Origin of the sequence: Modestobacter muralis (assembly GCF_010682105.1) — a bacterium.
GTDB classification, from domain to species: Bacteria; Actinomycetota; Actinomycetes; order Mycobacteriales; family Geodermatophilaceae; genus Modestobacter; species Modestobacter muralis.
The window spans coordinates 190153-210567 of the sequence record NZ_JAAGWH010000049.1; the positions used below are offsets into that span (position 1 = coordinate 190153).

The window sequence follows — 20415 nt, forward strand, 5'->3', positions numbered from 1 at the left end:
CGACCCCCTCGCGAGGTCCCGCCGCGAGGTACGAGCGGTGGGGGGCGAGGGGGTCCTTCCTCAGCTCAGTCGACGGGCCGACGGGCCGGAGGTGACGGTCAGGGTGACCGGCTCGGTCAGCCCGCGCTCCCGGCAGGCGGCCACGACGGCCTCGCCGACCGCGGCCGCGCCGGTCGAGCGGATCAGCGCGATGGCCGAACCGCCGAACCCGCCGCCGACCATCCGGGCGCCGAGTGCCCCGGCCGACCGCGCCGCCTCGACGACCACGTCGAGCTCGACCGCGGAGACCTCGTAGTCGTCGCGCAGCGAGGCGTGCGAGGCGTCGAGCATCGGCCCGATCTCGGCGACCCGGCCGGCGCGCACCAGCTCGACGACGGTGTCCACGCGCTCGTTCTCGCTGACCACGTGCCGGGCGCGGGCCTGCAGCCGCGGGTCGGTCAGCCGGTCGACGTCGGCCGCGGTGGCGTCGGACAGCCACTCCAGACCGAGCTGGCGGGCCGCCTCGTCGCAGTCGGCCCGGCGCTGGGCGTACTGGCCGTCGGCGAGGGTGTGCTTGACCCGGGTGTCGATGACCATCAGCTCGAGCCCGGCCTCGGCCAGCCCCAGCTGCACCGGCTCGGTGCGGAAGTCCCGGGTGTGGATGAGCAGGGCCGAGCCCTCCTCGGCCAGCAGCGCGACCGTCTGGTCCATGCCGCCGGTGCCGGCGCCCACGACCTCGTTCTCGGCCCGGATCGCGGCCTGGACGAGCAGGTGCCGCAGCTCGACGGAGTCGGCGCGGCCGGCCAGCTCCGCGGCCGCGATGGCCACCGCGGCCTCTAGCGACGCCGAGCTGGACAGCCCCGCGCCCAGCGGCACGTCACTGCTCACCGACAGGTCCATGCCCGGGACGTCGATGCCGGCCTGCTGCAGCGCCCACAGGGTGCCCGCGGCGTAGCCGGCCCAGCCGGTCGCCGAGCCCGGGCCCAGGTCGTCCAGCCGGCCCTCGAACGGCGCGGCGTCCGGGTCGGTGCTCGACAGCCGCACCAGGTCGTCGTCGCGGCGGCGCACGGCGGCCGCGGTGATGCGGGTCAGCGCCATCGGCAGGCAGCGCCCGCCGTTGTAGTCGACGTGCTCACCGATCAGGTTGACCCGGCCGGGAGCAGTCCAGACGCCGTCCGGCTCGGCCCCCCAGGTGGAGCGCAGCTCGGCGACGGCGCGGTCGGCCTGCTCGTGCGTCCCGACGTCCAGCGGGCTCATGACGCCACCTCCCGCAGCCGGTCGGCGATCCGCTCCGGCGTCGTGTCGTTGATCCAGGCACCCATGCCCGACTCCGAGCCGGCGAGGTACTTGAGCTTGCCCGGCGCCCGCAGCAGCGAGAACAGCTGCAGGTGCAGCCGCCCCAGCGCGCGGTCCTCGCCGGTGGGCGCCTGGTGCCAGCCGGAGATGTAGGGCACCCGGTCGACGCCGGGGTGGAAGCGGGACAGCCGGCGCAGCAGCTCCTGGTAGACCACCGCGAGCTCGGCCTTCTCCGCGTCGTGCAGCGCGGCGAGGTCGGGGACGTCGCGGTGCGGGGCCAGGTGGACCTCGACCGGCCAGCGCGCCGCCCGGGGCACGTATGCGGTGAAGTGCTCCCCGGTCAGCACCACCCGGGTGCCCTCGGCCTGCTCGGCGGCGAGGACGTCGGCCAGCAGGTTGCCCCCGGTGGCCGCACGGTGCCGGCGGGCCTGCTCGACCAGCTGGGCCGACCGCGGCGCCAGGGTCGGGTAGGCGTAGACCTGCCCGTGCGGGTGGGTCAGCGTCACCCCGATCTCCTGGCCGCTGTTCTCGAAGACGAACACCTCGGCCACCTGCGGGTCGGCCGAGTGGGCGGCGGTGCGCTGCGCCCACGCCTCGACGACCGTGCGCATGCGCGCCACGGGCAGGTCGACCACGGCGGCCTCGTGGTCGCTGGAGAACACCACGACGTCGCAGTGCCCGTACGCGGGCCGGTCGGCGGGTCCGATCGTCGGCGGCACGGCGTCCACGCCCGGGCCGACGGTCAGCGGGGCGAAGCTGGGGAACCGGTTGGCGAAGGCCACGACGTCGTACCGGCTGTCCGGGACCTCCGTGGGCCGCGAGGGGTCGACGGTCGGGTCCAGCGGGCAGTCGGCGGCGCTGGGCAGGAAGGTGCGGTTCATCCGGTGCCCGGCGATGGTCACCCACTCCCCGGTGAGCACGTCGAAGCGGACCTCACCGGCGTGCGGGGGCTCCGGCAGCGGGCGGGTGTCCTCGGCCAGGTGCACAGCACCGGCGGTGGCCACGTCGTCGAAGTAGAACATCGGTCGGCCGTCGGCCATCGTCCGCTCGGTGACCTGGCCCGGCCACTCGTCCGCTCCGTCGGCGGGGTCCCCCACCGTGGGTCCGGCGTCCATGCGTGTCGTCCTCCTGTCGTGCTGTGTTCCCCCGAACGGACTGAGTCTGCACGGGCGCGCACGGCAGACAGACGGAGGGCCCGGTCACCGTGTTCGGTGACCGGGCCCTCCGGTTGGTAGCGGGGACAGGATTTGAACCTGTGACCTCTGGGTTATGAGCCCAGCGAGCTACCGAGCTGCTCCACCCCGCGTCGCAGGACAGACACTACCCCACCTCCGGACGGCGTGCCCGGACCCCCCTCTCCGCTCACCCGGCCGGGGTGCCCGCCGCCCCGTCGTCGGACGCCGGGGCCGGCGCCCAGGCCCTCGGCTCGACCGGCTCGGCCGGGGGCTCCCGGAGCGGGAGCTGCCACCAGCCCACGTCGTGCCAGCGGCCGGCCTTGAAGCCGGCGGCGCGGTAGACGCCCACCGGCGTGAAGCCGAGCGCGGTGTGCAGCCCGACGCTGGCCTCGTTGGGCAGGGCGATGCCGGCGAAGGCCGTGACGTACCCGAGCGGGGGCAGCTCGGCCCGCAGGCGCCGGTACAGCGCCCGCCCGGTGCCCGCGCCGCGCTCGTCGGCGGCCAGGTACACCGAGCAGCTGACCGACCAGCGGTAGGCGGCCCGGGCGTTGTGCGGCGCCGCGTAGGCATACCCGACCACCGCCCCGTCCCGCTCGGCGGCGATCCAGGGCAGCCGGGGTGCGGTGAGCATCCGGCGGGCGATCTCGGCGGCGTCGGGCGGCTCGGTCTCGAAGGAGGCCACCGACCCGGTGACCCAGGGCCGGTACACCGCGGCGATGCCCGCGGCGTCCGCGGTGTCGGCGGACCGGATCAGGGCGGGGCTGCGCACGGAGGGCAGCGTAGCCAGGGACGACGAAGGCCCGGTCACCGTGAGGTGACCGGGCCTTCGTCTGTGGTAGCGGGGGCAGGATTTGAACCTGCGACCTCTGGGTTATGAGCCCAGCGAGCTACCGAGCTGCTCCACCCCGCGTCGCTGGAACGACCATACCCCATGCGGGGACAGCCGCCGCACCGGGGCGGTCCCCGGGGTCAGGTGACCCCGGGGACCCACCGCCGGCTCAGCCGGTCGGGCTCGGCGCCGCGGACGGCGCGGCGGCGGACTGACCGTTCGCCGCCTGGTAGGCCTGCACCGCCGACTGGAGGTCGGCCTGCGCCTGACCGATCCGGGCGAAGTCCCCGGCCCGCGTCGCGTCACCCAGCTCGGTGATCGCGTCGTTGAGCCGGGTGACCGCCTGGTCCCGGGCCGCCTCGTCGACCGGGCCCCCGGTCGGCGCCGGGGCCGGCGTCGCACCGCCGGTCGACGGTGCCGGTGTCGGGGTGGTGGGCGTCCCGCCGTCGACGGCGACCTCGCCCACGCCCTGCCCGAAGACCTGGTCCAGCGCCTCGGCCAGGGTGTCGGCGTAACCGATCCGGTCGGCGTAGTTCACCAGCACCTTCTGCAGCAGCGGGAAGGCGTTCTCCTGCGTGCCCTGCACGTACAGCGGTTGCACGTACAGCAGGCCGGCGTCCCCGATCGGCAGCGTCAGCAGGTTGCCGAACACCGCCCGGGAGCTCTCGCTGTTGAACAGCGTGATGTCCGGCCGGATCAGGTTGTTGGTGTTGAACGAGTTCTGCACCTGGCGCGGACCCCGGTAGGGGGTGTTGCCCGGCAGCCGGAGCACCTGGATCTCGCCGTAGGTGCCCGGGTCGGAGGAGGCGGAGATGAACGCCGAGAGGTTGTCCCGCTCGAACGCGTTCAGCGCACTGGTGAGCTGGAAGCTCGCCCGCTCGTCACCCGGCCGCTGGGCCAGGATGTAGTAGGGCGGCTGGTCGTCCTCCACGGTGGTGGTGGTGGCTGCCTGCTGCGTCGGGTCCGGCGAGACCTGCCACCGGTCGTTCTGGTTGTAGAACGCGATCGGGTCCTCGACGTGGTACCGGGTGAGGATGTCCCGCTGCAGCTTGAACAGGTCCTCGGGGTACCGGACGTGGCTCTCCAGCTCCGGACCCGCGTCGCTGCGCGGCTGCACGAGGCCCGGGAAGGCCTTCATGTAGGTCTGCAGGACCGGGTCCTGCTCGTCCCACGCGTAGAGGGTGACCGACCCGTCGTAGGCGTCGACCGTGGCCTTGACCGAGTTGCGGATGTAGTTGAACTGCTGGTCGGGCAGGGCGGTCGTGCCGGTGCCGGTCAGCGCGTCCGTGGTGCTGTCCCGCAGCGACATCTGCTCGGAGTACGGGTAGGCCGCCGAGGTCGTGTAGCCGTCGAGGATCCAGACGATCTTCCCGTCGACGACCGCCGGGTAGGGGTCGCCGTCCACGGTCAGGAAGGGGGCGGCCTTCTCCACGCGGTCCCGCGGGTCGCGGACGTAGAGCACCTTGGACTGGTCGTTGACCGCACCGGAGAGCAGGAAGTTCCGCTCCCGGTAGTAGATCGCGTAGGTCAGCCGGCGGAAGAAGCTGCCGATCGACACGCCACCGGTGCCGTCGTAGGTGGAGTTGATCTGCCCCTCGTCGGACCCGCCCTCGGGCTGGTCGAACTCGCGGGGGGTGGTGCCGCCGACGACCGAGTAGACGTCGACGCCGTCGTTGTTGAGCAGCTCACCGAAGTAGATCTGCGAGCGGTCGACCTCGATGTCGCCGCGGGTGGGCAGGTCGCCGGTGGTGAAGTTGGGCTCACCGGCCTGCTGCCCGGCCGCGACCTGGTTGGCCGGGGCCGCGACGAAGCCGTTGCCGTGCGTGTAGACGGTGTGTCGGTTGATCCAGCTGCCCTGGTTGCCGCTCAGCCCGGAGCTGTTGAGCTCGCGGACGGCGACGACGTAGTCCTGGGTGACGCCGTCGACGGTGTACCGGTCGATGTCCAGCTTCTCCGGGAACCCGTAGACGTTGCGGATCTGCTGGCGGGCGGTGAAGGTCGCGGACAGGACGTTGGGGTCCAGCAGCCGCGCGTTGGGGATCGTCTCGGTGTCGTCGCGCAGGGCGGCGACCGCGGCGTCACGGTCGGCGCCCTGCGTCTGGTCCTGCGCGTAGTTGACGTACTCGACGTCGGCCTCGTTGAGCTTGTAGGCGTCCAGCGTGGAGGTGATCGCCCGCGAGGTGAACTCCGCCTCGCGCTGGTCGGCCGAGGGCCGGACCACGAACTGCTGCACGATCGCCGGGTAGGCGAACCCGATCAGCAGGCTGGCCACCAGCAGCAGCCCCAGAGCCGCGGCCGGGAGCACGGTGTTGCGCACCACGATGTTGACGAAGAAGGCGATGGCGCAGATGGCGGCCACCACCACCAGGATGTTCTTGGCCGGCAGCAGCGCGTTGACGTCGGTGTAGGAGGCGCCGGTGTAGACCCCACCGCGGTTGGAGTACACGAGGCTGTAGCGGTCGAGCCAGTAGGCGACCGCCTTGAGCGCCACGAACAGGCCCAGCAGCACCGACAGCTGCACCCGCGCCGCACCGGTGAGCTTCTGGCCCGGGGTCTGCAGCCGCAGGCCACCGAAGACGTAGTGCGTCAGCACCGACCCGATCAGTGCCAGCAGCACGATCGTGAAGCCGAAGCCGAGCGCCAGCCGGTAGAAGGGCAGGTCGAAGACGAAGAAGCCGATGTTCTTGCCGAACTCCGGGTCCGTGCCGGGGAAGTCGGTGCCGTTGCGCCAGGCCAGCCAGGTCTGCCAGCTGCCCTGCGCGGCCGCACCGGCCAGCAGCCCCAGGATGACGCCGAGGGCGGTCAGGGCGACCTTGCGGCGGGGCTCCAGCGACTGGCGGTAGCGCTCGAGGTTCTGCTGCTCCAGCGACATCGGCCGGAACGTGGGGCGGAACCGGTAGGCCAGGTGGACCGCGAGCGCGACCAGTCCGCCGGTGGCGACCCCGGCGAGGGCGAACAGCAGCGCCCGGGTCTGCAGCTCGGTCCAGAACACCTCGGTGAAGTTCGTCTCGTCGAACCAGAGGTAGTCGACGTAGACGTTGGTGAGCGTGCCGATCACGCTGAAGAGCACCAGCAGGACGGCGACGATGCCGATGACCAGCTTGGCGCGCCGGGACAACGCCGGCACCGGCACGGGGGGCCGCATGGCCACGGTCGGACTCCTGTCTCAGGGGTGGGCGCGGGCACGGGGCCCGGCCGCGGAACTCGGACACGGGGCGCCCGCACCCCACCGTGAGCGGGAGGGGCGGGCCCGGGGGTCCGCTCCCTCAACTGCCACCGGCGGCGTCGGGTTCCCGGCCGTGGCACAAGCACACCACGATCCGGCCCGCACCCGGTCAGCAGGGAGCGGGGGTCCGCCCGGCGCGGAGGTCACCCAGCGCGGTCAGGGCGTCGTCCAGCGTCGCGACCCTCGCCATCGGCAGACCCGGCTGGGCGTTCGCCAGTGCCTCGGCGCAGTTGGCTGCCGGCACCAGGAACAGCACCGCGCCGATGTCGCGGGCGGAGACCAGCTTGAGCGGGATGCCACCGATCGGCCCGACCGCACCGGCGGCGTCGATGGTGCCGGTGCCGGCGATGACCGCGCCCTCGGTCAGGTCGGTGTCCCCGACCATGTCGATGATCCCCAGCGAGAGCATCAGCCCGGCCGAGGGGCCGCCCACGTCGTCCACCTGGATCGAGACGTCGAAGGGCGCGTACGGGGTCTCCAGCACCTGGATCCCCAGCGCCGAGCCGCTGCCCTCCTGGGCCGCGCCGGTGGTGACCGTGGCGGAGCCCGCGACGCCGAGCCGGGTGTAGTCGACCTGCACCGCGGTCTGCGGCGGGGTGGCCTGCAGGACGGCGAGCAGCGCGTCCTGGGTCGGCGTCGGCGTGCCGTCCACCGCCACGACCGCATCGCCGTCCGCCAGCTGGCCGGTCGACGGCGAACCCTCCGGCAGGCCCTGGACGACGACCTGCACCGGGTAGCCGAGCTCGGCCAGCGCGGCACCGCGGGCGGACTGCTCGGAGGTGAGGAAGGCCTGGCGGTTCTCCGCCTGCGTCTCCTGCACCGACTTGCCCGACGGGTAGACCTGCTCGCGCGGCACGACGGTCACCTCGTCGTCGAACCAGCCCTGCACCGCCCGCACCAGGTTCAGCGAGCCCTGCGGGATACCGACCGTGGTGAGGTTGAGGTTGCCCGAGGTGTCGTTGGGCTCGCGGCCGGTCACGGTGATGATCGGGGTGCCGTTGATGTCGCCGAGGGTGTTGTAGGTGGGACCGGGCACCTGCGCGACGTAGGGCACGGGCAGCACGGCCCCGAGCAGCCCGAACAGCAGCAGCAGGACGGTGCCGGTCACCAGCACGGTGCTCCGACGACTCACGGTTCCTCCTCGCGGCCAGCGGCCGACGTCGGCTGGTCGCCCGGCGCCGTCGGCCCGGAGGCCGCGGCGGGCGCACCCGTCGAACGGCGAGCGTAGGTGACCGCGGCCGCCGTCCGGCCCGGGCGGGTTCGCCGAGGGCGGAACGGCCGGTGCCCGGGAAGCCGGTCGGGCCCGGTCGGGCGGGGGTGCGCGCGGCTACGGTGGGGACATGAGCGACGTGCCCTTCGGCTTCGGACTCCCTGACCGCGACCCCGAGCGCCGGGGCGAGTCCGACGGGCCTGGCGGCACCGGCCCCGGCGGTGTCGGGCCCGGCGGTACCGGTCCCAGCGCGAACGACCCGTTCGGCCTGGGTGCACTGTTCGGCGGCATGGGCGGCACCGGCTTCGGCGGTCCCGGTGGGGGCGACCCCTCCCAGCTGCTGGGCGGGATGCCGCTGTTCGCCGAGCTGCAGAAGCTGATGAACTACTCCGGCGGCCCGGTGAACTGGGACCTCGCCCGCCAGGGCGCGATCAGCCAGCTCGCCCCCGGCCACCAGCCCACCTCGGCCGCCGAGCGCGCCGCGGTCTCGGAGTCCCTGCGGCTGGCCGACCTGTGGCTGGACCAGGTGACCGAGCTGCCCTCGGGCATCGACCGCGGGCTGGCCTGGTCGCGGGTGGAGTGGGTCGAGCAGACCCTGCCGGCGTGGAGCGCGCTCATCGACCCGCTGGCCGAGCGCGTCGTCGCCGCGATGACCAGTGCGCTGCCGGCCGAGGCCGCCCAGATCGCCGGCCCCCTCGCCGGGATCATGGGCCAGATGGGCGGCGTCATGTTCGGCGCCCAGGTCGGCCAGGCGCTGGCCAAGCTGGCCGACGAGGTCACCACCAGCACCGAGGTCGGCCTGCCGCTGGGCCCCAAGGGCGCCGGCGTGCTCGTGCCGCAGAACGTGACCGCCTTCGGCGCCGGTCTCGACCGTCCCGAGGACGAGGTCCGGCTGTTCCTCGCCCTGCGCGAGGCCGCCCACCAGCGCCTCTTCGCCCACGTGCCGTGGCTGCGCCAGCAGCTCACCGACGCGGTGCACGCCTACGCCCGTGGCATCCACGTCGACCCCGAGGCCATCCAGCGCGGGCTCGACGAGGCGATGAGCGGCATGGAGGGCGGGCTGGACCCGCAGGACCCCGAGAGCATCCAGCGGCTGCTGGGCAGCGGTGTGCTCGAGCCCGAAGAGACCCCCGAGCAGGCGATGGCGCTGCGGCGGCTGGAGACCCTGCTGGCCCTGGTTGAGGGCTGGGTCGACACCATCGTGGCCGCCGCGGCCGCCGAGCGGCTGCCCGGCCACTCCGCGCTGGCCGAGACGATGCGCCGGCGGCGGGCCTCCGGCGGCCCGGCCGAGCAGACGTTCGCCACCCTGGTCGGGCTGCACCTGCGGCCGCGCCGGGCCCGCGACGCCAGCACGGTGTGGGGCGCGATGGCCCAGAAGTACGGCCCGGCCGAGCGGGACCGGCTGTGGTCCCACCCGGACCTGCTGCCCACCTCCGACGACCTGGACGAGCCGCTGGACTTCGTGACGCGTCAGGGCGCGGCCGACCCGTTCGCCGAGCTGACCGAGGGCTCCGACCCCCGCGACGACCGCGAGGACGGCGACAGCACCGAGGGCCCCACTCCCCAGAGCTGACCGGTCCGGCCCCCTCGCAGGGTCCCGCCCCGCGCGGAGCGTGGGTCGGGGGGCGAGGGGGTCCTTCGTTCAGTCGACGGCGCCGGGCTCCAGCTCGTCGTCGTCGGGACGGCTGGCCCCCGCGGAGCCGTGCTCGACGCCCTCCAGGAAGCCCAGTGCCCGGTCGGCCTGCGGGTAGGCCCGGACCAGCGCCCAGAAGTGCTCGTCGTGGCTGGCCTCGAGCAGGTGGGCGAGCTCGTGCACGAGCACGTAGTCGACGACGAACTCGGGCATGCCGCGCAGCCGGCTGGACAGCCGGATGGACCGGTCGGCGGGGGTGCAGGAGCCCCAGCGGCGGTTCTGGTTGTCGACCCACCGGATGCTGGCCGGCACCGCGCGGCCGTCGAGGTGGGCGTCGGACAGCTCGAGGGCGCGCACCATCAGGTCCTCGTCGGAGGCCAGGTTGCGCCGCTTGCGCTCCTCGCGGGTCTGCAGCTTGGCGACCATCTGGTCGACCCAGCGCCGCTCCTCGGCGGCGCTGAAGGCCGCAGGGATGAGCACCACGGTGCGGCCGTTCTCGCGGTAGGCGGTGACGGTGCGCCGGCGCCGGGCGCTGCGGCGGACCTCCACCTCGGTGTCCGGGCGGGAGGCCGTGCGCACGGCGGGGAGGGCGGCCGTCGACGCAGCCGGCGGGCGGCGGTCAGGTCGTGGTTGCACGAACGCACGGTAACCGTCGGCGGCGACGGCCTCCTGCCGAGGACACCCGGACGTGGACAGGTGCACACGGACAGTGGACACCGGCTCCGAGGGTGTCCCCCGAACGGCGTAACGCCCTCCTCGCGTCCACAGGGGCCCGTACACGTTCGTGCAGGTGAGGACGGCGTTCACACCCCGTTGGGCTCCGCGTCACCCGCTGGGTCCCCCGTCGGTGCACAACGACACCCCGACGGGTCCCCATCGTGTCCACAGCTGTGTCCACAGGGTGTGGGCAACGTTCGTCCACTGCGCCCCGCGGGAACCTACGACCCGCTCGGCCCGATCCCACGCCGACGCGCCGGAGCACCCTGTGGACGACGGCTGCGGACCGGCCGCCGGCGCTGGCACGCTGCCTGCGATGACCGAGAGCCCGCACCCCCTGCTGCCCACCGCGACCCCGGTGCTCCGGCTGGACGACGACCTCGTGCAGGTCGGCGGCGTCGACGGCCGGGCGGGTCTGCGGCTGCACCCCGCCGGCACCGAGGTCACCGCGCTGCTGCGGGGCCTGGACGGCCGGCGCAGCGAGCGGACGGTGCGCAGCGAGTCCGTGGCGGCCGGGCTGCCCCTGGAGGTGGTCGACGACCTGCTGGCCGGCCTGCGCGGCGCCGGGCTGCTGCACGACCTGGCCGCCGCGGACCTGCTGGCGACCGACCCGGGTCCGGCGGCCGCTGCCCGGGCCGGGCTGGAGCTGCCGGCAGCCGTCCCCCGCGCGGGCACCGCCGGGCGCTGGCGGTCCCGCCGGCAGAGCGCCGTCGTCGTCGACGGGGCGACGCGGGTGGGCACCCCGCTGGCCGCGGTGTTGGCGGCCAGCGGCGTCGGCCGGGTGCACGTGCGCGACCGCGGGGCCACCCGGGCCGGGGACGCCGTCGTCGGCGGGGCCACCGCGGCCGACGAGGGCCGGCCGCGGGCACTGGCGGCAGCCGACGCGGTCCGGCGGGCCAGCCCGCTCACCGACCTGCGGCCGTTGCCACCGGAGCGGGCACCGGACCTGGTGGTGCTCTGCCACCCCTGGGCCGCGGCCGACCCGCTGTCGGTGGCGCTGCAGCGCGCGGGCACGCCGCACCTGGTGGCCACCGTGCGCGAGGAGACCGGCGTCGTCGGCCCGCTGGTGCTGCCCGGGACGACCAGCAGCTGCCTCCGGTGCGCCGAGGCCCGGCGGCGGGACGACGACCCGGCCTGGCCGCGGCTGGCCGCCCAGCTCGCCGGTGCCGACCCCGGGCCCAGCGGTGCCACCGTCACCTGCCTGCTCACCGCGCTCACCGCCGCGGTGCAGGTGCTCGCCCTGCTCGACGGCGCCGACGAGCCGGGCGCCGTCGGGGCGACGCTGGAGCTGCGCCCACCGGACCTGCTCCCCCGGGTGCGCCGCTGGCCCCCGCACCCCGACTGCGACTGCGGGGCCGCCGCCCGGCTCGCGGCGGCCGGTGCCTGAGTGCGCCGGGACGTGCCGCCGGGCCGGGCCGGGGCACGGCCGGGCCGGACAGGGGACACTGTGGGAGTGAGTGACACGGGGCGCGACATCCCACGGGGAGCGGTGTCCCGAACGGCCCGCCTGGCCGCACTGCCACTGGGGGCCGCCGGCCGGGCCACGCTGGGCATCGGCAAGCGCCTGTCCGGCCGGCCGGCCGACGAGGTGAACGCCGAGCTGCAGGAGAAGGCCGCCGAGCAGCTGTTCGCCGTCCTCGGCCAGCTCAAGGGCGGGGCGATGAAGCTGGGCCAGCAGCTGTCGATCTTCGAGGCCGCGGTGCCCGAGGAGATGGCCGGGCCCTACCGCGAGGCGCTGGTCAAGCTGCAGGAGGCGGCGCCCCCGATGCCGGTGCGCACCGTCCACGCGGTGCTGGGCCAGCAACTCGGCGCCCGCTGGCGCGAGCGGTTCCGCGAATTCGACGACACCCCCGCGGCCGCGGCCAGCATCGGCCAGGTGCACAAGGCCACCTGGCGGGACGGCCGCGACGTCGCGGTGAAGATCCAGTACCCGGGCGCCGGCCCCGCGCTGATGGCCGACCTCAACCAGCTGGCCCGCTTCGCCCGCCTGTTCGCCGCGATGTTCCCCGGCATGGAGGTCAAGCCGCTCATCGCCGAGCTGAAGGCCCGCGCCGAGGAGGAGCTGGACTACGGCCTGGAGGCCGACGCGCAGCGCGCGTTCGCGGCCGCCTACGCCGACGACGAGCAGATCGTCGTCCCGCGGATCGTGGCCAGCGCCCCGAAGGTCATCGTCTCGGAGTGGCTCGAGGGCACGCCGCTGTCCCGGATCACCGCCGAGGGCACCCGCGAGCAGCGGGACCGGGCCGGCCTGCTGATGGCCGTGCTGCACTTCTCCGGCCCGCAGCGCGCCGGGCTGCTGCACGCCGACCCGCACCCGGGCAACTTCCGGCTGATGCCCGACGGCCGGCTCGGGGTCATCGACTTCGGCGCCACCGCCCGGCTGCCCGACGGGCTGCCCGAGCCCATCGGGCGCCTGGTGCAGTGGGCGCTGGCCGGCCGGGCCGAGGACGTGCTCACCGACCTGCGCGCGGAGGGCTTCGTCCGCCAGGACGTCGACGTCGACGCCCAGGCGGTGCTGGACTTCATCTTCCCGTTCCTCGCCCCGCTGTCCACGCCGTCGTTCCGGTTCACCCGCGCCTGGATGCAGGAGCAGGCCACCCGCATCGGCGACCCGCGCAGCGACGCCAGCCGGCTGGGCCGGCAGCTGAACCTGCCGCCGGCGTACCTGCTCATCCACCGGGTGACGATCGGGTCGATCGGCGTGCTGTGTCAGCTCGACGCCGAGGCTCCCTACCGCGGTGTCTGCGAGGAGTGGCTCCCCGGCTTCGCGCGGTGACCTGTGCCGGGTCCACCCGGCTGCCTGAGTCGTCCCGGCCCGGAGACTGCGGTCTCCGGGCCGGGACGGACACCGGCTCCCCCGTCACCAGACGGCGGAGCTGGCCCGTGCGGCGCGCTGGGACGCCTGCTCGGCGCGCCTGGCCCAGCGCCTCGCGCTGACCACACGGCGGGCACGGGAGGCCCGGTCGGCCTCGGCCATCCGCTCGGCCTGCTGACTGCGGATCAGGGACTGGTCGATCAGGTACATGTCGGTTCCTCTGGACGGGTCGCGCCGTCGTGCGGCGCGGAGACGGACTGGCAGCGGGTGACGGGCCGTCCGGCGCGCGGGCGCCGGACGGCGGGACGGCGGGGTGTCGCGAGCGGCTGCCGCCTCACGCGGCGGCCTCCACCCGGACCTTGCGGGGACGGCCCCGGGGCCGCTTGCGGGCGATGACCACCCCGCGGTCGAAGATCTCGCCACCCCAGACGCCCCAGGGCTCGGCCCGGTCGAGGGCACCGGCGAGGCAGGCCGCCTGCACCGGGCACTCCACGCACAGGCGCTTGGCCTGCTCGAGCTGGTCGGGGCTCTCGGCGAACCACAGGTCGGGGTCCTGGACGCGGCAGGGCAGCGCCCGGCGGACGACCTGCGCCGGGCCCTGGGTGGACACGTGCGTGCGGTCGAGCCCGGGCCGCCGGTGGGACGTCGCGGGGTCGATCGTGGTCTGCACGGTCTTCCTCCTCTTCCTCGGTCTGTGCGTCCGGTGGCGGGGACCCGCCGACCGGTGTGGTCGGAGGAGCCGCGGACGAATGACGAAGGCCGCGGTTCCCGGTGTCCGGGATCCGCGGCCTCGAGGAGGTCCAGCTGAGCTGTGTCAGCTCAGGAGGACTCCGGGAGGCAGGTCACCCGGGGTGGTGCTGGTGCGCTCGGCGTAGCCGCCGTTGACGGCGGGCAGGCGCTGGGCGCCGATCTGGACGGCGGGCAGGGCATCGGCGCCGGTCGGCAGACCGGTGGTGCCGAATGCGCCCCAGCCGGTCTTCGAACCACGGAGCCGGACGGCCATGCCGACCGACGGCAGGGCAGGGGCGGTGGACGGGGCACCGGCGGTGACCATCGCCAGGACGGCGGGGAGCACGGGGGCAGCGCAGAGGTCGGCAGCCGGAGAGGTCACGGTGGTGCCGACGGTCGTCGTGTCGGTGCTGTTCACGGGGCCCCTCCTTCCGGGGACGGGGTCCGGCCTCTCGGCCGGGCCCGGTGCTGGCTGGTGCGTCGTCGTGCGGTGCGTCCTGGCTCACGTCCAGGTGCTGCAGCGAAGGCTAGGGGACCCGCCGCAGACGGGTCAACCGATTAACGGCGGATTCCTCCGGACGCATGTTCCCGCTGGTCAGCGACCAGTCAGGCGTCGATGGCGGCCAGGACCCCAGCGCCGTAGAGGTCGAGCTTGCGCGACCCCACTCCGGGCAACCCGGACAGCTCGGCGAGCGTCCCCGGCCGGGCCTCGGCGATCGCCTGCAGCGTGGCGTCGGTGAAGACGACGTAGGCCGGCACCGAGGCCTCCTGGGCGGCGGCGCTGCGCCAGCTCCGCAGCCGCTCGAACAGCTCCCCCGCCTCGCCGTCCAGCACCACCGCGGCCCGCTTCACCGGGCGCCGGACCGCGGCGGCGGCGTCCGGGGCGAGACCGTCGAGGAAGCGGCTGCGGGGGCGCGAGCGCCGTCCGCCGGGGTTGCGGGCCAGCGACCAGGACAGCGTCAGCTGCTCCCGGGCGCGGGTGACCGCGACGTACAGCAGCCGCCGCTCCTCCTCCACCGCCTCCGGCCGGGACTGCGACTGGGCGATCGGGAGGACCCCGTCGACCAGGCCGACGACGAAGACGGCGTCCCACTCCAGGCCCTTCGCGGCGTGCATCGAGGCCAGGGTGACCCCCTGCACGGTGGGGGCGTGCTGGGCGTTGGCGCGCTCGGCCAGGTGGGCGACGAACCCGGCGAGGTCGAGGGTGGGCTGCTCGGCGACGAGGTCGACGGCCAGGTCGACGAGGGCGGCCAGCGACTGCCAGCGGTCGCGGGCGGCGCCACCGGGCGGCGGCCGGTGCTCGGCCCAGCCGACCGAGGCCAGCACGTCGCGGACGGCGGGCACCAGGGCGCCGGGCTCGTTGCCACCGGCGGCGGCGCCGCGCAGCAGCACCACCGCCTCGCGCACCTCGGGGCGCTCGAAGAACCGCTCGCCGCCCTTGAGGACGTAGGGCACGCCCAGGTCCGCCAGCGCCGACTCGTACACCTGGGACTGGGCGTTGATCCGGAACAGGACGGCGATCTCACTGGCCGGCAGCCCGCTGTCGACCAGCTCGCGGCAGGCCCGGGCCACCGCGGCGGCCTCGGTCGGCTCGTCGTCGTGCTCGACGAACCGGGGCGCGGGGCCCTCGGCCCGCTGGCCCAGCAGCCGCAGCCCGGGCAGGCCCTTGCGGGGCGGGGCCTGGCCGATGAGCTTGTTGGCCAGGCCGACCACCTGGGGCGTGGACCGGTAGTCGCGCTCGAGCTTGACCACCTCGGCGTCGCCGTAGCGGTCCGCGAAGCCCAGCAGGTACTCCGGGTCGGCCCCGGTGAAGGAGTAGATCGTCTGGTTCGGGTCGCCGACCACGCAGACCTCGGCGCGGCCACCGAGCCAGGCGTCGAGCAGCCGCTGCTGCAGCGGGTTGACGTCCTGGTACTCGTCGACGACGAAGTGCCGGTACTGGGCGCGCACCTCGCGGGCGACGTCCCGGTGCTCCTCGATCGCGTAGGCGGTGACCAGCAGCAGGTCCTCGAAGTCCAGGGCCCCGTCGCGGGACTTGGCCTCCTCGTAGCTCTGGTAGACCGCGGCGACGGCGGCGGCGTCGAAGGGCAGGTCCCGGCCGGCCGCGGCCGCGCGGGCCGGGTAGTCCTCCGGGGTGGCCAGGGTCGTCTTGGCCCACTCGATCTCGCTGGCCAGGTCGCGCAGACTGCTGCGGTCGGTGGTGAGCCGGTTGCGGGTGGCCGCGCCGGCGACGACCCGCAGCTTGTTCTCGATGAGCTCGGGCATCGGACCGCCGAGGACCCGGGGCGCGAAGTAGCGCAGCTGGCGCATCGCCGCGGCGTGGAAGGTGCGGGCCTGGACCCCGCCGACGCCGAGCGCCGACAGCCGACCCCGCAGCTCCCCCGCGGCGCGCGCGGTGAAGGTCACCGCGAGCACCTGCTCGGGCACGTACTCCCCCAGGTGGACGCCGTAGGCGATCCGGTGGGTGATGGTGCGGGTCTTGCCCGTCCCGGCGCCGGCGAGGATGCACACCGGCCCCCGCACGGCCTCCGCGGCGGCCCGCTGCTGTTCGTCCAGCCCGGCCAGGACGGCGTCCGCTCCCGCCGCTCCCCCGGTGCCCGTCCGCGCGCCTGCCACCTCAGTCGTCCCCACGGGACGATCCTCCCAGCCGGACGGGCCGGCGCGGGGAAGCATCCCCAGGACGGCGACGTTGCGCGTGCGGCACACCCCGACGCCGGCACACCCCCACCCGGGTGTCCCGCCCGGGGAACGACGAGGGAGGATCGACCAGATGAGCGCTCCGGCAGCCGCGGTGACGATGTACACGACCAACTGGTGCGGCTACTGCATGCGGTTGAAGAAGATGATGCAGCGCGAGGGCATCGAGTTCGCCGAGGTGAACATCGAGGAGGTCGACGGCGCCGCCGACGTCGTGATGGCCGCCAACGGGGGCAACCAGACGGTGCCCACGCTGGTGTTCACCGACGGCACCGCGCTCACCAACCCGAGCATCGACCAGGTCAAGGCCCAGCTCGCGGCGTCAGCCCGCGCGTGATCCCGGGACCGCGGCCCTCGGGGGGCGACGACCGCCCTCCGGGTGGCTGCGGTGACGCACCGTCCGGCGAGGAGCCGACGGTGCGCCGGCCGGTCCCGGTCGCCTTCCCGCCCGGGGTGCTGCACGGCCCCTCCGGTGGGCCGGCCGCGGTCGTCGTCCGCACGACCCGGGGCTGGGCGGTGCTCAGCGGCGACCGGCACGCCACCCCCGAGCCCGCACCGGCCGACGTCGTCCGTGACGAGCTGACCCTCGTGGAGGCCATGACCCTGGCCGACCTGCTGGCCAGCGAGCTCGGGACCGGGCAGGAGCCGGACCGGGCCAGCCGACGGGCGGCCCGGGCCACCGCCGGCGGTGCCACCCCGGACGTCGTGGACGCCCCCGATCCGCGCGACGCCGAGCTCGTGGCCCTGCGTCGCACCGTGGGCCAGCTCGAGCACGCCCTCGCCGCCCGCGTGTCCATCGAGCGCGCCATCGGCGTGCTGGCCGAGCGGCACCGCACCACCCCGCGCGCGGCGTTCGAGGACCTGCGCGGGCGGGCCCGTTCGCAGGGCCGGCCGGCCACCGAACTGGCCGCCGAGGTGCTGGACGGTCTGCCGCTGGGCGCGTCCCTCCCGGAGCAGGTCCGCCGGGACCCGACCGGTCCGGAGCGCCCCACCGACGGCGGCGCCGTGCCCGGGGCACTGAGCTGACCTCCCCGCTCCCGCTCTCGCCGGACGCGCTCGCCGACCGGCTGGCCGACCTGCTCGCCACCGTGCCGCCCGAGCCCGGTGCGGCCGCGCTCCGGGTCGCCGTCGACGGCCCCGACCTGCCGGGCAACGCCGGGGTGACCGGGCCCCTGGTGCTGGCGGCTGCCCTCGCCGAGCGGCTGCCGAGCCTCAGCCGGCCGTCGGTCGTCGTCCCGGCCGAGGGGTTCTACCGGCCCGCGTCGCTGCGGCTGGAGCACGGGCGCACCGACCCCGACGCCCGCTACTCCGACTGGCTGGACGCCGGCGCGCTGGCCCGCGAGGTGCTGGACCGGTGCGGGCCGCGCGGGTCCGGCGAGTACCTGCCGGCGCTGTGGGACCTGGCCCGGGACCGTGCCGCCCGGCTGCCGCACCGCCCGGCGCCCGACGGCGGGGTGCTGCTGGTGCCCGGGTCCCTGCTGCAGGGGCTCGGGCTTGCCTTCGACGTCGTCGTGCACCTGCGCGTCTCCCCCGCGGCCCGCCGGCGGCGGGTGCCGGCCGACCGCGCGTGGGAGCTGCCGGCCTTCGACCGCTACGACGACGAGGTCGACCCGGTGTCGCTGGCCGACGCGGTGGTGCTGGCCGACCACGCCGACCGCCCGGCCCTCGTCCTGGCCGGCCGCTGGTCCTGACCGCCTCGCTGCTGGGCCCCGCCGCGAGCGTGCGAGGGGTGGGGGCAGCGAGGTCCTTCCTCAGGAGAACTCGCCGGCCACCCAGCGGTCGATGATGTGCCGGGCGATCGAGACGTTCGGCGGGAGGGCCTGCGGGCCGGTGCCCGAGCGCAGCTCGTCCCGGCTGAACCAGCGCGCCTCCTCGATCTCGTCGTCGTCGATCTGCAGGTCGAGGTCGGTGGCCCGGGCGACGTAGCCGAGCATCAGCGACTGCGGGAACGGCCACGGCTGGCTGGAGACGTAGCGGATGTCGGTGACGCCGATGCCGACCTCCTCGGCGACCTCGCGGGCGACCGCGGCCTCGGCGGACTCCCCCGGCTCGACGAACCCGGCCAGGATCGAGAACCGGCCCGCGGGCCACGCGGCCTGCCGGCCGAGCACGCACCGGTCGCCGCCGTCGTGGACCAGCATGATCACCGCCGGGTCGGTGCGCGGGAAGACCTCGCGCCCGCTCTCGGGGTCGCGCTGGGCCCAGCCGGCCCGCTCGACGGTCGTCGGGGCACCGGTGATCGGGGAGAACCGGTTGCGCTCGTGCCACTCGATGATGCCGATCGCCTGGGACAGCAGTCCGGCGTCGAGGTCGTCGAGCTGGGCACCCACCTGGCGTAGCCCGGTCCAGCTGCTGACCGGCTGCCCGCCGACGGTGTCCGGGCGCGGGGCGCGCAGCGCCGCGTACGGGACGCCGTCGGCCTCACCGAGGTAGACGGCGCCCTCGGGGTAGGTCGCGCGCTCGTCGTAGACCAGCGCGGGACCGTGCGGCCCCTCGTGCACCGGGACGTTGCGCTGGTCGTCGACCAGCAGGACCCGCACCGGCCGGCCGCGCGCCGGGTCGGGCAGCAGTCGCTCGAGGTGACCGCGGTCGTGTGCGGTGCGCGACAGCAGCGGGACGTCGGTGACCGCGCCGGCCCGGCTGTCGTCGGGCCACTCGCCGCGGGTGGGCGGCGGGTTGTCGGCCGTGGTGCTGCCGCCGTCGGGGACGGTCACGGCCGGGCTTCGGCGGCGGGCGCGCTGACCTCGACCGGGCCCAGGACGCGGAGCTGGTCGGCGACCTGGTCGGCGTCACCGACGACGACCGCGGTGAGCGCCGCGGGGGCCAGCCAGCGGCGGGAGGCCTCGGTGACCTCCTCGATGCCCACGGTGAGCAGCGCCTGCTGGTGCTCGGCCAGCCACTCGGCGGACAGCCCGGCACCGAACAGCGCGGACAGGGTGCTGGCCAGCCCGCCGTGGGTCGCCGTCCCCAGTGCCATGGTGCCCAGCAGGTAGCGGCGGGCGGAGTCCAGCTCGGCCTCGGTGACCGGGGTGAGCGCCATGCGGCTGAGCTCGTAGACGGTCTCCATCAGCGCCGGGCCGGTGACGCCGGTGGCGACGTCGGCCTCGACGGTGAACGTGGAGCCGGCGAGCAGGTGCTCCACACCGCTGCGCGGGCTGTAGGTGTAGCCGCGGCGCTCGCGGATGTTCTCCACCAGGCGGGAGGAGAAGTAGCCGCCGAAGACCATGCTGGCCAGCCGGAGGGCGGGCAGCTGCGGGTCGGTGCGGCCCGGTGCCCGGCCGCCCAGGCGCAGGTTGGACTGGACGGCGCCGGGACGGTGCACCAGCTGCAGCGGCTGCTCCGGCGTCGGCGGCACGGGCGGGGCGGTGACGGCGGTGCCCTCGGTGGCCCAGCCGGCCAGCGCCGAGCCGACCAGGTCGGCCGCCGCGGCGGGGTCGACGTCCCCGACGAGCACCAGCGTGCTGCCGGCCGGGCGGACGCGCTCCCGGTGCAGCTTGCGCAGCGCGGCGGGGGTGACGCCGGCGACCAGGGCGGCCGAGGGCAGCTGCTGGCCGTAGGGGTGGGCGCCGTAGCGGCGGGTGGCCAGCGCGGTGCCGGCGATGGTGCGGGGCTGGGAGCGGGCGATCTCGATCCGCTCGACGACCCGGTCGCGCTCGGCCTGGACCTGCCCACCGGGGTAGGTCGCGGAGGTGAGCAGCTCGGCCAGCACGCCGAGCACCGGACCCAGGCCGGTGGGCAGCATGGTGGTGGAGAACAGCAGCCGGTCGGCGTCGTCGGACACCGACATCTCACCGCCGTGGGCCTGCAGCAGCTGGGCGATCTCCAGCTGGTCGTGTGCGGCGGTGCCCATCAGCACCGCACCGGTGAGCACCGAGGCGCGGGCGGTGTGCGCCGCCGCCGTCCGGGCGGTGGCCGCGAAGGGGACGCGCAGGCGCAGCTCGACCAGCGGCACGCCCGGACGCGGGACGACGACCAGCCGCAGCCCGTTGGGCAGCGTGCTCTCGTGGACCTCGGGGACCAGGGCCGGGCGGGGCTCGCCCAGCGGCGGCACCAGCGACATGTCGAGCACAGGAGCGCTCACTTCGCCTCCTCGCCGGCGCTCGTCGGCC

General features: G+C 75.2%; 18 protein-coding genes and 2 tRNA genes. 6 read left to right on the forward strand and 14 right to left on the reverse strand.

The genetic code is table 11. The annotated features are described in order from the left end of the window. Positions 1–60: 60 nt before the first annotated feature. The 7 genes from galK to GCU67_RS16605 all read right to left on the reverse strand — a co-directional run bounded on the left by galK (position 61) and on the right by GCU67_RS16605 (position 7637). A complete protein-coding gene (gene galK / locus GCU67_RS16575; RefSeq protein WP_163612317.1) occupies positions 61–1236 on the reverse strand; it encodes a galactokinase in 1176 nt (391 codons plus the stop codon). After that, entirely contained in the window at positions 1233–2390 is a 1158-nt protein-coding gene (gene galT / locus GCU67_RS16580; RefSeq protein WP_163612319.1) for a galactose-1-phosphate uridylyltransferase, read from the reverse strand. Before galT ends, galK begins: the two co-directional genes overlap by 4 nt. Before the next feature lie 114 nt (positions 2391–2504). After that, positions 2505–2581: transfer RNA gene (locus GCU67_RS16585), tRNA-Met, on the reverse strand. A 56-nt stretch (positions 2582–2637) separates the two neighbouring features. Continuing rightward, on the reverse strand, positions 2638–3219 hold the full coding sequence (locus tag GCU67_RS16590; RefSeq protein ID WP_338105091.1) for a GNAT family N-acetyltransferase: 582 nt from the start codon (positions 3217–3219) through the stop codon (positions 2638–2640). Positions 3220–3283: 64 nt separating this feature from the next. Next, a tRNA-Met gene (locus GCU67_RS16595) sits at positions 3284–3360 on the reverse strand. 88 nt (positions 3361–3448) lie between these two features. Then, on the reverse strand, positions 3449–6424 hold the full coding sequence (locus tag GCU67_RS16600) for a UPF0182 family membrane protein (RefSeq protein ID WP_211661553.1): 2976 nt from the start codon (positions 6422–6424) through the stop codon (positions 3449–3451). 190 nt (positions 6425–6614) lie between these two features. Then, the gene (locus tag GCU67_RS16605) at positions 6615–7637 is read right to left on the reverse strand and encodes a YlbL family protein (RefSeq protein ID WP_338105092.1); all 1023 of its coding nucleotides are present in this window, start codon (positions 7635–7637) and stop codon (positions 6615–6617) included. 208 nt (positions 7638–7845) lie between these two features. On the opposite strand from GCU67_RS16605, the gene GCU67_RS16610 reads away from it, so the two are divergent. Further along, on the forward strand, positions 7846–9288 hold the full coding sequence (locus GCU67_RS16610; protein WP_276508580.1) for a zinc-dependent metalloprotease: 1443 nt from the start codon (positions 7846–7848) through the stop codon (positions 9286–9288). Between the two features lie 69 nt (positions 9289–9357). Here the strand turns inward: GCU67_RS16610 and GCU67_RS16615 are convergent, their stop codons facing one another. Next, on the reverse strand, positions 9358–9984 hold the full coding sequence (locus tag GCU67_RS16615) for a M48 metallopeptidase family protein (protein ID WP_338105093.1): 627 nt from the start codon (positions 9982–9984) through the stop codon (positions 9358–9360). Between the two features lie 397 nt (positions 9985–10381). Between GCU67_RS16615 and GCU67_RS16620 the strand changes: the two genes are divergently transcribed. Both GCU67_RS16620 and GCU67_RS16625 read left to right on the forward strand, forming a co-directional pair. After that, entirely contained in the window at positions 10382–11452 is a 1071-nt protein-coding gene (locus GCU67_RS16620) for a ThiF family adenylyltransferase (protein ID WP_163612323.1), read from the forward strand. Positions 11453–11554: 102 nt separating this feature from the next. Continuing rightward, a complete protein-coding gene (locus tag GCU67_RS16625) occupies positions 11555–12841 on the forward strand; it encodes an ABC1 kinase family protein (protein WP_338105094.1) in 1287 nt (428 codons plus the stop codon). A gap of 84 nt (positions 12842–12925) precedes the next feature. On the opposite strand, the gene GCU67_RS21195 is transcribed toward GCU67_RS16625, so the two are convergent. The 4 genes from GCU67_RS21195 to GCU67_RS16640 all read right to left on the reverse strand — a co-directional run bounded on the left by GCU67_RS21195 (position 12926) and on the right by GCU67_RS16640 (position 16240). Continuing rightward, entirely contained in the window at positions 12926–13090 is a 165-nt protein-coding gene (locus tag GCU67_RS21195) for a hypothetical protein (protein ID WP_170311072.1), read from the reverse strand. A 124-nt stretch (positions 13091–13214) separates the two neighbouring features. Further along, positions 13215–13550: a WhiB family transcriptional regulator gene (locus GCU67_RS16630; protein ID WP_163612327.1), complete on the reverse strand. Its 336-nt coding sequence runs from the start codon at positions 13548–13550 to the stop codon at positions 13215–13217. Between the two features lie 144 nt (positions 13551–13694). Beyond that, positions 13695–14027, reverse strand: a complete 333-nt coding sequence (locus GCU67_RS16635) for a hypothetical protein (protein WP_163612329.1) — start codon at positions 14025–14027, stop codon at positions 13695–13697. Positions 14028–14215: 188 nt separating this feature from the next. Then, entirely contained in the window at positions 14216–16240 is a 2025-nt protein-coding gene (locus tag GCU67_RS16640; RefSeq protein WP_338105095.1) for an ATP-dependent helicase, read from the reverse strand. Between the two features lie 139 nt (positions 16241–16379). Here GCU67_RS16640 and GCU67_RS16645 point away from each other — a divergent pair, with 139 nt between their 5' ends. The 3 genes from GCU67_RS16645 to GCU67_RS16655 all read left to right on the forward strand — a co-directional run bounded on the left by GCU67_RS16645 (position 16380) and on the right by GCU67_RS16655 (position 17997). After that, positions 16380–16643: a mycoredoxin gene (locus tag GCU67_RS16645; protein ID WP_163612331.1), complete on the forward strand. Its 264-nt coding sequence runs from the start codon at positions 16380–16382 to the stop codon at positions 16641–16643. A gap of 80 nt (positions 16644–16723) precedes the next feature. Next, positions 16724–17332: an ANTAR domain-containing protein gene (locus GCU67_RS16650; protein ID WP_338105096.1), complete on the forward strand. Its 609-nt coding sequence runs from the start codon at positions 16724–16726 to the stop codon at positions 17330–17332. A gap of 62 nt (positions 17333–17394) precedes the next feature. Continuing rightward, entirely contained in the window at positions 17395–17997 is a 603-nt protein-coding gene (locus tag GCU67_RS16655; RefSeq protein WP_338105097.1) for a nucleoside/nucleotide kinase family protein, read from the forward strand. 60 nt (positions 17998–18057) lie between these two features. Here the strand turns inward: GCU67_RS16655 and nudC are convergent, their stop codons facing one another. Further along, positions 18058–19020 (reverse strand): NAD(+) diphosphatase, encoded by a 963-nt coding sequence (gene nudC, locus GCU67_RS16660; protein ID WP_163612333.1) that lies wholly within the window; start codon positions 19018–19020, stop codon positions 18058–18060. After that, positions 19017–20387 carry an insulinase family protein gene (locus GCU67_RS16665; RefSeq protein WP_163612335.1) on the reverse strand — a complete coding sequence of 457 codons (1371 nt, stop codon included), beginning with the start codon at positions 20385–20387 and terminating at the stop codon, positions 19017–19019. Before GCU67_RS16665 ends, nudC begins: the two co-directional genes overlap by 4 nt. Positions 20388–20415: the final 28 nt, after the last annotated feature.

Bases quoted from the DNA above. Each gene is read 5' to 3' on its own strand.
- galK (WP_163612317.1), bottom strand. From the start codon at position 1,236: ATGAGCCCGCTGGACGTCGGGACGCACGAGCAGGCCGACCGCGCCGTC.
- galT (WP_163612319.1), bottom strand. From the start codon at position 2,390: ATGGACGCCGGACCCACGGTGGGGGACCCCGCCGACGGAGCGGACGAG.
- GCU67_RS16600 (WP_211661553.1), bottom strand. From the start codon at position 6,424: ATGCGGCCCCCCGTGCCGGTGCCGGCGTTGTCCCGGCGCGCCAAGCTG.
- GCU67_RS16610 (WP_276508580.1), top strand. From the start codon at position 7,846: ATGAGCGACGTGCCCTTCGGCTTCGGACTCCCTGACCGCGACCCCGAG.
- GCU67_RS16620 (WP_163612323.1), top strand. From the start codon at position 10,382: ATGACCGAGAGCCCGCACCCCCTGCTGCCCACCGCGACCCCGGTGCTC.
- GCU67_RS21195 (WP_170311072.1), bottom strand. From the start codon at position 13,090: ATGTACCTGATCGACCAGTCCCTGATCCGCAGTCAGCAGGCCGAGCGG.
- GCU67_RS16645 (WP_163612331.1), top strand. From the start codon at position 16,380: ATGAGCGCTCCGGCAGCCGCGGTGACGATGTACACGACCAACTGGTGC.